A 13,394-nucleotide genomic window follows, 5' to 3' on the forward strand; every position below is an offset into this window, starting at 1 on the left:
ATTATGATTTTTATATGTCAAAAATCTTCTTTTATAATTAATTCGCATAATTTCCAATCAAACATAGTGTCAATATCTACGCTATCTTTTTCTGTCATAACATATTTTACTATTTTTTCAAATGACCCAATTGTTTTTTCTTTAAGAGATTTTATATTTATGATATAAAGAGCTCCATTAAACTCCCATACTTTAGGACAATCCTGTCTTCTTGTGAAATTCGAAGGTTTTGATTTTGATAAAAAGCCTTCTTTATTTTCTTCGAAAAGAACATAATATGGGTTAGACTTAGTTTCTTTAACTGAAACGACCATATCAATATCAGAAGAAAATAATTTAAGTGCTTGTTCTATATGCATACTTGCTCTAAAAGGAGATGTAGGTTGCAATAAAATCAAAGTATCTGCTTTGTATCCATTCTGCTCATAAAAATTTATTGCATGCAGTAAAACTTCGTAAGTCCCAGCATTGTCTGTAGCTAAATCATCTGGACGAAGAAAAGGAACTTTCAATCCTAATGTGCTTTCCACAACATCTTTTATTTCTACACTGTCTGTTGATATACAAATAACTGCATCTTCAAAAACATTACGAGCTGCTTCAATTGTATAATTTATTAATGGCTTTCCATTCAAAAGCTTGATATTTTTTTTAGGCACTCCCTTGCTACCTCCTCTTGCAGGAATTATAACTAATGGCTTCATCATTTAAAATTTGATGTTTTTTATATCAACATGAGCCTTTTCAAAATCTTCATGTTTACCAATATCTAACCAATATCCTGAAAATGGAAATGAAATTACCTTCAATTTATTCTTTATTAATTCCTCCATTAAATCAGTTGCATTGAAAAAAGTATCTTTGGGAATATAATTAAGCATTTGTTTTTTTATTAAATAAATACCTCCGTTAGAATAATATGTGTAAATAGGCTTTTCTTTGAAGCTTTTTACTTCACCATTGTCTGTTTCTAAAACTGCATACGGAATATTAACTTGGTATGGAATAGTCAAAATTGCTAAATCTGCGTTTTGCTTAATAAATTCAAGAAAAAATTGCTCGTAATCAATGTTTGTTAACAAGTCGGAATTTGTTATTAGAATATAATCATGTTCAAAATTCTTTATTTGTGATACTGCACCAATAGTTCCCAAAGGTTCATTTTCCCAAACATATTCGATTTTAATATTTTTGCTTTCTCCTTTACCAAAATGAGTTTCAATTTGTTCTCCCAAATATTTAACCGATACCCAGAAATCGTCAATTCCAAAGAGAGTTAATCGATCTAAGTTGTGCTCCATTATAGGCTTATCTCCAATTTTTAAAAGTGGCTTAGGAGTAGTGTCTGTCAAAGGTTGTAACCTTTGTCCTCTGCCGCCCGCCATAATAACTGCATCAATTGGCAAATATGATTTTATAACTCTGAAATTAATAACATTCACAACTCTGTGATTTTCATCTAATACAGGTACAATTCTAAAATTACCCTCTCGATATGCTATAATTTTATCTAAATTATTCTCGCCTTTAGTAATATATTTCGGATCTTTCTGAATAATTTCATCAACCAAATTTTCGATCGTTAAATCTTTAAGCAATCCTCTGCGTACATCCCCATCAGTAAGTGCACCAATTAATTTGTCTTGTTTGTCAACAACGAAAAGAATAGCATCTTGTGCCAAAACATTTAGTTGCATTAAAGCTTCTTTTATTGTACTGCCAGACAAAATCAAATGATCTTTATAAACTCTCATCATATTAATCTAAGGAATTTATTCTTAATTATTTATCGATATATTTCAATAATTGAAATGACTCAGCATATTTAACTCCAACACTCGCACCTCGAAAATGAGCTAAAGCTTTTATATTTTCTAATGATCTTGGGAAAGGATGTTCTGAAATTTCGGAATCAAAAACTTTCATTACTTCTAATTTCTGCTCTATGTAATCGGTAATATCAACAAAATAATTTGGCAAAAACATTTTCTCTGCCAAAGCAGGAGCAAATTCTGTTTCAGATATGCACTCATACATTAAAATTTTCTTTATAAAAGGATATCTAAAAGATTTCGTGCAGGCCATTACTGCATCAAAAATTACTCTATGATCTGAATGGGCGTCTGAACGATTTAAAGTATAAATTACCTCTGGTTCAACTTTTGTGAAAATTTCAGAAATTTCAGGAACCATTTTTAATAAACTACTTGAAGATAAAGTCATCGTAGGATAATTAAGAAAAAAAGTTTTCGTAATTCCTAATAATTTTTCAACTTCTTTAATTTCTTCCTGTCTGCTCTCAACTCTTTCTTTAGAGAATCCTTGACTTTCAAATACATTCGTTACAATCAGCCAATATACTTTATCTCCATTATTAATGTGCTTTAATATTGTACCTCCGACACCTAAAGTTTCATCATCTGGATGTGCTGAAACAACTATAATATTTTTCATTTTTTTAATTAAAGTATATATGATCCTATTTGTGGAAGATCATTGAATTCATGTTTTACTAACCAAATAGAAGAATCTCCAGTCTTTATTTCAATTTTATTACCATCTATATTTAATACTTTACCAGGCTCTAAATTGTCAAAATCATTTTTAGTATTACCAACTTCTACTTCCCAAATTATGATATTTTCATTTCTATATTCGACATGAGCGCCTACATAAGGTCTTGTCAACCCCCTGACTAAATTACAGATTGTTGTTGTGTTTAATCTAAAATCAATGAGTCCATCTTTACCACTTCTCTTACGCCAGTTATTACCTTCATATTTATTCTGCGGAATTCTTAGAAAAGTATTATTCTTCAATTTGAAATGAAAGTCTTCGATTTGCAATAAAGCTGTATCAATTAATCTAGTATACAAAGTTGCGGCATCATCTTCAAAGTTTATTTTAAATTCGCTCTGAGATAAAATATCTCCTGTATCAGCTCCTTCATCCATAAAAAAAAATGTTGAACCAGATTTTTGCAACCCGAGTACTTTAGCCCAAATTAGAGGATGTCGGCCCTTATTGTTTGGAAGCAAAGTTGGATGATATCCTACTACTCCCAAATGAGCTATATTCAAAACATCTTTTTTTATAAGATTTGACCATCCAAAACAAAAAATCACATCTGGATTCAATTTTTTTATCCAATCTATAGTTTCAACCGAATTAATATTTAGAGTATAATGGAATGGAATTTTATTATTATCGGCAATTGGTTTTAAGTCAAAAAAATCACTATTAAAACTTGATTCTTTTTTAGAAACTATTCCAACAATTTCAGCTCCAATAGTGATGAGTTTGTCTAATGCTTTTGCTGAAAAAATAACAGAACCTATATAAATTATCTTCATATTATAAATTGTAAAATTTTTTCTTTATTATATTATCCAAACTTATAGTTTTCAAGACCTTAACAATTTCATCTGATGAATTTCTTTCACCATAAGGATTTTCCGAATCCCTAATTTTTTCTTTAAATTCTGAAGACATTGCTAGATGTATTCCATCCTCAATTTCAATTTTATCTGCATTACAATCTATAACTGAAATTGCTTTAACACGTCCTTGTTGGCGGTCTCCAATATTCAAAGTCGGTTTTTTGAATGAAGGAACTTCAATTAATCCACTTGATGAATTACCTATTACAACATCCATAAATTGTATAGCCGATAAATATCGTAATTGTCCCATTGAAGTAAATGAAATTGACTTATCAGGTTTTTTGCTTACATAATCATCAATCATTTGAATAATTATTCGTCCCTCAGTATCTGCATTAGGTTTTGTGAAAATTATACTAGAATTTTCAAATTTATCCAATGCTAATAAAAGTTCATTAAATTGCATTTCCGCAGATGAATGATCTAGTGTAACAGGATGAAATGTAACCAAAAAATTCACTTTTTTTAAAGTAAAACCAATTGATTTTTCAAACTCATCTTTATTAAGTAAGTCTAGCTTATTTACATTCTCAATACCTAATGCTCCAACATTAAACACATTGACTGGCTGTTCTCCGAGTTGGATAACACGTGATCGGTAATCTTCTGTACTCGTGAAATGAATTTGTGACATTTTGGTAATTGAATGTCTTATTGCCTCATCAATTAACCCTTCTGTAGCTTCACCCCCATGACAATGTGCAATTGGTATTTTCGAAATCATCGCAGCAGAGCAAGCAGCAAAAATTTCGAAACGATCACCCAACACGACTATTAAATCAGGTGACAACCTATCAAAAACTTCAGAAAAACTAATAACTCCTAAACCAATACTTTTAGCGATTCCTACAGAAGTATCCGAAGAAAGTAATGTTTCAACTTTTTCGTCAATATGAAATCCATCTTCTATTATTTTCTTGTAAGTCAAACCAAATTCAGGAGATAAATGCATACCTGTTACACAAATTGACAATTGAACCTCACTATCATTTTGCAAAGCCTTCATTGTCCAATATAACAAACCATATTCTGCTCGAGTTCCAGTTATTACACAGATTTTCCTCATTCAAAATGCTTTTTTGATAATTGTTCGCTGCTTTTTACAGAAACACTAAGTTTCTTTCCAATGTAATCATTAATTTGCATTGGACTAATTCCTGTTCCTGGTCTAATAATTAAAATATCCTCATTTTGTAAAATGTGTCCACTATTTAAATCATGTTTAAAGTGCAAACTTTTTCTAACGATTTCAATATTCTTTTTTTCAGATTCACTTGGTTCTTTTACACCGCTTCCAGAAATCGCCATCTCAATGTTTCTAATAGAAGAAACCATCTGTTTTAATTCTTCGGGTTCTAAAGATGCTAGATGATCTGGACCGCTAAGTGTTCTATCAATTGTAAAATGTTTCTCTATTATTTTAGCTCCCATTGCCACTGCAGCAATTGGTACTTCAATACCTAACGTATGATCAGAGTAACCAATTTTAACATTGAACTCTTTTGCTATTTCATTCATAGCTTTTAGATTAACATCTTTCATTGGCGTTGGATATTCTGTGTTACAATGTAAAACAGAAATTAAGTTTTCTTTTGCCCCCGCTTCTATTAAAACATTTATCGCTTCTTTTATTTCTAGCATAGTAGCCATTCCTGTCGAAATAATTATTTCTTTATTTTTTCGAGCGATATGTTCCAAATAAGGCCGATTAGTTAACTCTCCCGATGGAATTTTAAAGACGTCAATTCCGAGTTCATCTAAAAAATCTATACTATCCGTATCAAAGCCAGTTGATAAAAATTTTATATTTTTAGAATTTGCGTAATCTAACAATAGGTAATGCCACTCATCTGGCATTTCTAATTTTTTTAGCATTGCATATTGAGAATCATCATTATCATCTATATTTTTAATCTGATAATCTGCTTTTTTAGCTTCTTTACTAACAATTTTATTAGCTTTAAAAGTTTGAAATTTAACATAATCAGCTTTTGCATCAGCTGCTGCATCAACCAATTTTTTTGCTAATTCAAAATTGCCGTTATGATTTACGCCTGCTTCGGCTATTATTACAACTTTTTCCATAAAAAATTTATTTTTTTTTCGCAGGATTACCCATCCAAATTTCATTGTCTAAAACATCTTTCAGTACGACAGATCCAGCACCAATGATAACATCTTTTCCAATTATTATTCCTTGTCTTACAACGGCATTTGCCCCTATAAAAGTTCTTTCGCCTACTTGAACATTACCTGCCAAAACTGCTCCTGGTGCCACATGTACAGCATCATGTAAAACACATTCATGCTCAATAATGCAACCAGTGTTTAAGATAGAGTTTTCACCTATAATGGCACATGCATTTACTGAAACATTTTTATTTATAAATGTTCCCTGTCCTATCTTAGCACTTTTAGAAATTAATGCAGAACTATGAATTAAGGATAGCATAGTTTTTTTTTTATTTTTAATTAAGCTAGCTACATTTTGCCTTATAGAATTATCTCCAATACCTAAAATAAAACAATCAGACTTACTCCATCCTAAAAAATCCTCACTCCCCTCAAAACCTAAATATCTAATATTAAAAGGGTTATTTATTTGTTCACTTTTTTCAGAATAGCCAACTATAGTAAAATTATTTTCTAAAGCAGTTTCTGCAACAACATAGCCATGACCTGAGTATCCTATTAATATAACTTCTTTATCTAACACTACTTGGAATATTTACAATTCTTTCTTCTAAAAATTCTGCGTTAACTTGCTTATCCCTTTGACAATCGCTGTACATTGGTAAACGATACATTAACTGCCAAATTGGGCGAGTCATAACTGATTTAGCATTTGTTTCTTTCAAAAACAAATCACGCTCAATCTTATTTTCTAGTTCCACGCACATTAACCAATAATTGGCTTTTGTATTGGGAGTTTCAGTTCTAAATTTTACTCCATTCGTTGCAAAAAATGACTCATATTCCTTTGCTAATTGTCTTTTATTTTCAAGAAATCTATTCAATTGTTCTAATTGAGCACATGCTAGAGCTGCATTAAGATTTGGCATTCTAAAGTTATACCCCATTTCATCGTGCACATATTCGTAAGGATGTGGAATTTTTGCTGTAGTGGTTAAATATTTACCCTTTTCTCCTAATTTCGGATCATTTGTAACAATTGCACCTCCTCCTCCACAGGTTACTATTTTATTACCATTGAATGAAAATGCTCCAAGTTTTCCGAAACTACCTGTGGATTTTCCTTTGTATTCCGAACCTAATGATTCTGCGGCATCTTCCACTACAGGAATTTTCCATCTATCACAAACTTCAATCAACTCATCTAAGTGTATAGGGAAACCAAAAGTATGCATTGGCAAACAAGCACTTATTCTTTTTCCTGTTCTTTTATTGTAACAACCATCTTCTCTTAAATCTCCAAACTCCTCTAAAAAAAGAGATACAGATTTTGGTGATAATCCCATCGTATCTAAATCAACATCTAAAAAAACAGGAGTTGCATTTTGATACATAATCGAATTAGCAGTAGCCACAAAAGTTAAAGCTTGAGTTAAAACCTCATCTCCAGCATTTACACCAATTAAACGTAAAGCTACCTGAATCGCAGCTGTACCATTTACAACAGCAACTGCTCTTTTAGTATCTGTAATACTTTGCATCATAGCTTCAAATTGGTCTACATAAGCACCAACAGAAGAAACAAACGTAGAATCTATTGTCTCTAATAAATATTTCTTTTCATTACCTCCAAAATAAGGAACATGAAGAGGTATGAAACTTTCTGTTTTGTATTGTTCTTTTATAAAAGAAATGGTAGAATTTATTGCATTATTCATAATTACATTTTTGAATCTAAATACTTACCTGTTTCTTTATGTCCAAAATTAGGAATCATTGTATGGAATAAATCAACGATTTGTTCTTTATTCCATGCTTTTTTGGATTTCATTTCAGTTATTTTTTCTGAAAAATTCTCTAATTTATTTTGCTCAAAAACTGCATCATTTTTTATAACACCCAAGTTTTCGAAACGTTGCATGTCAAGTATTTCGTTTTCAGTAAAAAATTCTTCAAAATATTTTTCACCAGTGGTATCACTTGCAGTAAATAAACATGGCCATTTTTTTTCTTTAATTAATTCTTCAGACTTATCTCTAGCTTCTTCTTCAGAAGTACAAGAATAAGCTTCATATCCTAATTCAGATAAATACTTTATAGCGATATCAGCAAATGTAATTAGGTGCAAATTTTCACTTAATTTAGGAAAAAAAACATCCCTATTGTCACCAAAAATACAAGACATTAAACATAGTTCACCAGACTCTTTTGGTGTAACAAAGTATCTTTTAATGTCATTTGGAGCTACAATTGGCTGTTTTTTTATAATTCTTTGATTAAATCCGTGTAAAAGGGATCCATCAGAAAAAGCAACATTAGCAAAACGAGCGGTTGAAATTTTAATTTGTTCACTTCTACGCATCAAATACATTTCCATTATTCTTTTTGAAGCTCCCATCATGTTGACTGGATTCGCTGCCTTGTCTGTAGAAACACAAAAATATTTTTTCGTACCATTTTCTATAGATTGTTGTAATGTTTTTTCAGTATTAAAAACATTGACATCTATCATTCGCATTAAAGTAAAAGGGTCTTTTTCACTTCGAACATGTTTTAGTGCAGATAGATTTAAAACATAATCATATTGACCATCAGATTTAATAAAAGTATCATATTCAATTGAACCTATATCTAATGCAAAAGTTTGAAAATCTCCATCAATATAACCATATGAACTTCTAATATCCCTCACAAGTTCTACCATATTGTTTTCACTAATGTCAACAATATGCAATTTGGCAGGATTTCTTTTAAATATTTCTTTTGTTACTGCTTGACCGATTGAACCTGCACCACCAATAACTAAAAAAGAAGATTTTTCAATAATATTTTTTAATTTTTCTTTATGCTTTTCAATATCTTTTTCAAATATTTCCGAATTTCTACCTATTAATTTAAGAACATTCATTATTGTGATTTTTTTTATTATAGAATTAAATGTATCAAAACATTTAAAAAATCAAATCTTATAAGGTTAGATAATTTTATTCTTTTGGTGAATAGATAGTATGTCCCGCGTCCATTAAATGCAAATCTTTTTTAAATAGATTAACATCTGATTCTACCATTTCTTTTAAAAGAGAAATTAGGTCATATTTAGGTTGCCATCCTAATTTTGTATAAGCTTTAGAAGCATCCCCAATTAACAAATCAACTTCTGTTGGCCTAAAATACATCGGGTCAACACGAACCAATACACTTCCAATTTCAATTTTAATATCAAAATCACCTAAAACAGATTTGATAATATCATCGTTAAAACTGTCTAAAATTCCTATTTCATTAACACCTTCTCCTTCAAAACGTAAATTAAATCCAACTTCAGCAAATGCCATTTGAATGAAATCTCGAACTGTAGTTGTTATTCCTGTAGCTATTACATAATCTTCAGGAGTTGCTTGTTGCAATATGCGCCACATTGCTTCTACGTAATCTTTAGCATGCCCCCAATCTCTCTTAGCATCCAAATTACCCATAAAGATTGTGTCTTGCATTCCTAAAGCAATTTTAGCTACACCTCTTGTAATCTTTCTCGTAACAAATGTTTCACCTCTTAATGGAGATTCGTGATTAAATAAAATTCCATTACAAGCATACATTCCATAAGCTTCTCTATAGTTAACAGTTATCCAATAAGCATACATTTTTGCTACCGCATATGGTGATCTCGGATAAAAAGGAGTAGTTTCAGATTGTGGAACAGCTTGCACTAAACCATACAACTCAGAAGTTGATGCTTGATACACTCTTGTCTTTTTGGTAAGATTTAGCAATCTTACTGCTTCCAGAATTCTTAAAGTACCAATTCCATCAGCATTTGCAGTATATTCAGGTGTTTCGAAACTAACATGAACATGACTCATTGCTGCAAGATTATAAATTTCATCTGGTTGTACCTCTTGTATAATTCTAGTCAGATTCATAGAATCTGTTAAATCACCATAATGCAATTTAAGCCTAAGATTTTTTTCATGAGGATCCTGGTATAAATGATCAATTCTTCCAGTATTAAAAGAAGAAGCTCTTCTTTTAACTCCATGGACCATATAGCCTTTTTCCAATAAAAGTTCAGCCAAATAGGCTCCATCTTGTCCTGTTATACCTGTTATTAATGCTACTTTCATTACTTTTTTTGTTTTTTTTATAATCGTAAAGAATTTTTAAATTATTTGTATACACTTTAATTGCCTAAATTAAAGATTTTAACTTCTTTCGAAAAAAGAAGTCAATCAATGACATCTAACATCTGTTTTTAGTAAATTAATTTAAAAAATTTTTAAATACTTTTTTTACTAAGAGGAACATCACAGTTAAAAACCCAGCCAAGAAACCTCCTAAGAGAATTCCCTTTGATTTTCCAAATTTTTCTTTTGGCAGAGGTAAAATAGGAGTATCAATAACCTGAATTAATGGTGTCTCTTTTCGCAAAGTTACCTTTGCCATTTCAGATTGTTTTACTAATTCGGTCAAGATAGCTGTATTTGCCTGTACATCTACTTGTCTACGAGCAGATGGGGTTCTTCGTACATTAAGAGCAGGGTTTAAATTAAAAGTATTATCATTTGCAATTGCAACACCAGTAATAGCTCCATTTAATTCTCCACGTATAGAATCAACTTGACGCTCTAAGATTGCCATATTTATTCTAGCTTTTTTACTTTTTGTCTCAATATAAAACTTACCAACTTCTCTAGAGAGCGCTTCACAAAAGTATTTCGCAAATAACTCATTTGTAGAAGAAACATCTATGCTAATAATAGATACTTTTTTATCTCTTTGTCCTACTTTCAATCCCTGCTTAGATAAATTGTTATAAATAAGTCCAATGATACTATCTTGTGTACGAGTAAAACTTTTTCGATCTAAATTCGGTAAAAATTGAATCAAATTTAGTTTAGGGTCGTTATTCCAACTTTTTCGCCATTTATTTTCTTGAATATACATTTCTGCTAAAGAAATTGTTTTTTCATTTACATACACAGGAGAAAGTAATGTTTTTTCTACCATTGCCCTTGATTTAAACAATTCAGTAAGATTAGAACCTGTAAAAACTCCTCCTCCACTTCCTCCTAAATCTAAACCAAAAGAACTGGCTAATCCAAGAGCACCACCAAGTCCTCCTCCAGATTTTTCATCTTCTAAAGCAAATGATAAAGTAGCGGTATAAATCGGTTTTTTAGTAAAAGAATAAACTAATCCTAAACTAGCACCAATAATTCCCGACAATACTATTACTTTCCATTTTGATAATAAATATTGATAAAAAAAAATTACTCTATCGATCAAATCTTTAACAGACATTTCCTCGTTTTCACTAGATGTTTTATTCATTTTTAGTCTTAATTATTTAAAGGCTGTGACAATTAATAACGCTAAACTAGAAATTACACTGCCAATTCCTACCCATTCTCCTGCAGTCATTTTCTTTCTTTCTGGTTTCTCTGGCACAACAATTTGTGAGTCAGGTTCAACTTTTGGATAAGATCTGAAAAATAAAAATGAAGTTGTTACATCTGCTTTTCCATTTGGATAGATAATATACGCTTTTCTCTTCCAGCCTTTATTATCAACTCCTCCTACAGCATTCAAATAATATTTAAATCCTTTACCACTTCTATAAGGTATTTCGGAGGTTAACAATACATTTCCAGTTACTTTTACACCTTCATTGTATACTGCTACTTCGATTTCATCACCAGGAAATAAAGTAACATTAGAAAAATGGCTTTTATCTTTTACTATTTTTTCCCAATTTACCGGAATCGTTGCATATTTCAGTTCATCTCTGAGTTTTTTGGACAACCTATCTCTGAGTGTATCTTTTTGTTTTAGATTTACATCCGATTTTTCATTATCACTACTCGACTCTTTTTTCTCTAAATTGAGATTGATACTCTCTAACTGTTCAATTTGTTCTTGCTTAATAGGTCTCTTAATTTTCATACCATCAAGATTTGCAATAGAAGTTAACCCTCCCGCTCTCATTACAACATTATATACCTTTTCTTTTTTATTAGCTAAAACATATTTTCCTGGATAAGTTACTGCTCCACTCACTTTAACCATTTCAGGTTTTTCATAAACAGCCATCTTTCGAATATTAATCACATCAAATGGTTTTAATATAAAATTCTTTATCTGTTCGTTATTGTCTGCTGTAATTTCAAGTTCAACTAATTCAATTCGCCTAGGATCAGCATCATCAATTTCATCAGACTTAACCATTCTAGCTATCTCAACTCTTTTTGAAGCTGACCCAGTTAACCCTCCTACTTGAACAACTAAATCATTTAAAGTCAAATTTTCAAAAAATTCATATTCTCCTGGATTTTTAACCTCCCCATCAATTGTAACTTTATATTCTTCTCTAAAATCCAAAATAGAATAAACTGTTACTATATCCTCTCTTTTTAATTCAATATCTGCATTTAAATCTCCTGACAATGCTCCCTCTAAATTTACATTAACAATTTCTGTAGTTAAATCTGTTTTTAAACGAATAATTCTAGCACGTTTACTATATGCATCTTCTTTTAGCCCTTCAGCTCTTGTTATAAGATCTGAAATTCTCATTCCTTCAGTATATGAATAATAATCTGGTCTAAAAACGGCTCCTTCTATTTTTATTCTATTCTCAAATCGATTTAAAATTTTTGTAATTCTAAAAACGTCTCCAGATTGTGGTTGATAAGATTTATATTCACTTTCATTAATATCGTGAACTTTAAATTCTTTTCCTGTTTTTTGAATCACATTTACCGAAGCTGTATAAGCAAACTCGTTAAATCCTGAAGCAAAATTTAGCAAATCAGAAAATGATTCTCCTTTTTTCATTTCAAAGACACCAGGACGTTTTACTTCTCCTTCTACCGTAACTCTTTGACTGTACGCTGGAATTCTGATCACATCATTTTCCTTTAAAGCAATATTATCAGATTGATCTCCTTTAACTAAAAACCTATAGACATCAATGTTCTTGTAAACTTTGTTGTTTCGAATTAATTCTATGTTTCTATAACTGCCGTTTTTGCCAGGACCACCTGCTAAATGCAATGCATTGTAAACCGTAGCCAAAGAAGATATTGAGTAATTGCCAGGCTGTTTTCCTCCAACTACTGTAATTTTTATTGTTCTAATTTTACCTAAGCTTACACTTACCTGCGACTGACCCGATCTAACTGTGCTGTAAACTCTTGCTATTGACGCTTTTATTTTTTGCGTAGCAGCTTCTATTGTCATTCCAGAAACAGTAATCTGTCCCACATATTCAATAGAGATTTTTCCTTCCACACTAACAGGTAGCGTTCCGTTATATTCTTGTACTCCATACACTGTAACTTGAAGTTCATCTCCAGGCCCTAAAATATAATTCATAGGAGTTGCCATTTTTAAATCCGGTTCAAAATTAAGGGTTGGATTATCAAATAGCTCAGATCCAAAAATAATAGCATTTGTTGAATCTTTTACTTTGACATTTTTGATTGCATCTTGTTTTCTGCCCGAATCATATTTTTTTTCTACTCTTTCAACATTCTCAGCTGGATTGGCATTTTTCTTTGTGTATTCATTCAACTTAGACTTCAATTTGTTGAAATTAGCCTGAGTCATTCCTTTTGACAATGCCATTGGCTCAACCTGATCAATTGTTGCATTGTTACTTTTTAGCTGTGCACTGATTTTTGCTAAATCATCATCAGATAAATAATCTACATTAACGGTACTTAAGTCTTTAGACTTCATTATATCTTGTGCATTAACACCTAAAGACATAGTAAGTGAAAAAAGCAAAAGAAGAACATATGTTATTTTTTTCATATA

12 protein-coding genes are annotated in these 13,394 nt (G+C 30.9%); all 12 read right to left on the reverse strand.

From position 1 onward, the window contains the following. Positions 1-17: 17 nt before the first annotated feature. The 12 genes from Q9Q97_RS14040 to Q9Q97_RS14095 all read right to left on the reverse strand — a co-directional run bounded on the left by Q9Q97_RS14040 (position 18) and on the right by Q9Q97_RS14095 (position 13,391). Complete coding sequence (locus Q9Q97_RS14040; RefSeq protein ID WP_306158093.1) at positions 18-707, reverse strand: cytidylyltransferase domain-containing protein; 690 nt, start codon at positions 705-707, stop codon at positions 18-20. After that, on the reverse strand, positions 708-1,697 hold the full coding sequence (locus Q9Q97_RS14045; RefSeq protein WP_371878219.1) for a nucleotidyltransferase family protein: 990 nt from the start codon (positions 1,695-1,697) through the stop codon (positions 708-710). Positions 1,698-1,782: 85 nt separating this feature from the next. After that, entirely contained in the window at positions 1,783-2,454 is a 672-nt protein-coding gene (locus Q9Q97_RS14050; protein WP_306158097.1) for a PIG-L deacetylase family protein, read from the reverse strand. An 8-nt stretch (positions 2,455-2,462) separates the two neighbouring features. Next, positions 2,463-3,353 (reverse strand): formyltransferase family protein, encoded by an 891-nt coding sequence (locus Q9Q97_RS14055; RefSeq protein ID WP_306158099.1) that lies wholly within the window; start codon positions 3,351-3,353, stop codon positions 2,463-2,465. Position 3,354: 1 nt separating this feature from the next. After that, the gene (gene neuC / locus Q9Q97_RS14060) at positions 3,355-4,509 is read right to left on the reverse strand and encodes a UDP-N-acetylglucosamine 2-epimerase (RefSeq protein ID WP_306158101.1); all 1,155 of its coding nucleotides are present in this window, start codon (positions 4,507-4,509) and stop codon (positions 3,355-3,357) included. After that, positions 4,506-5,528: an N-acetylneuraminate synthase gene (gene neuB, locus Q9Q97_RS14065; RefSeq protein WP_306158103.1), complete on the reverse strand. Its 1,023-nt coding sequence runs from the start codon at positions 5,526-5,528 to the stop codon at positions 4,506-4,508. The genes neuC and neuB overlap by 4 nt, the downstream gene beginning before the upstream one ends. Before the next feature lie 7 nt (positions 5,529-5,535). Next, positions 5,536-6,159 (reverse strand): acetyltransferase, encoded by a 624-nt coding sequence (locus Q9Q97_RS14070; RefSeq protein ID WP_306158105.1) that lies wholly within the window; start codon positions 6,157-6,159, stop codon positions 5,536-5,538. Then, positions 6,149-7,294 (reverse strand): LegC family aminotransferase, encoded by a 1,146-nt coding sequence (locus Q9Q97_RS14075; RefSeq protein ID WP_306158107.1) that lies wholly within the window; start codon positions 7,292-7,294, stop codon positions 6,149-6,151. The genes Q9Q97_RS14070 and Q9Q97_RS14075 overlap by 11 nt, the downstream gene beginning before the upstream one ends. A 2-nt stretch (positions 7,295-7,296) precedes the next feature. Next, positions 7,297-8,484 (reverse strand): UDP-N-acetylglucosamine 4,6-dehydratase, encoded by a 1,188-nt coding sequence (locus tag Q9Q97_RS14080; RefSeq protein WP_306158109.1) that lies wholly within the window; start codon positions 8,482-8,484, stop codon positions 7,297-7,299. A gap of 76 nt (positions 8,485-8,560) precedes the next feature. After that, entirely contained in the window at positions 8,561-9,700 is a 1,140-nt protein-coding gene (gmd, locus tag Q9Q97_RS14085; protein WP_306158111.1) for a GDP-mannose 4,6-dehydratase, read from the reverse strand. A 136-nt stretch (positions 9,701-9,836) separates the two neighbouring features. Then, entirely contained in the window at positions 9,837-10,907 is a 1,071-nt protein-coding gene (locus tag Q9Q97_RS14090; protein WP_306158113.1) for a Wzz/FepE/Etk N-terminal domain-containing protein, read from the reverse strand. 12 nt (positions 10,908-10,919) lie between these two features. Then, positions 10,920-13,391, reverse strand: coding sequence for an SLBB domain-containing protein (locus Q9Q97_RS14095; RefSeq protein WP_306158115.1), 2,472 nt, complete (start codon positions 13,389-13,391; stop codon positions 10,920-10,922). Positions 13,392-13,394: the final 3 nt, after the last annotated feature.

The sequence above is a fragment of the Flavobacterium sp. DG2-3 genome (genome assembly GCF_030730925.1).
In the GTDB taxonomy this organism is placed as follows: domain Bacteria; phylum Bacteroidota; class Bacteroidia; order Flavobacteriales; family Flavobacteriaceae; genus Flavobacterium.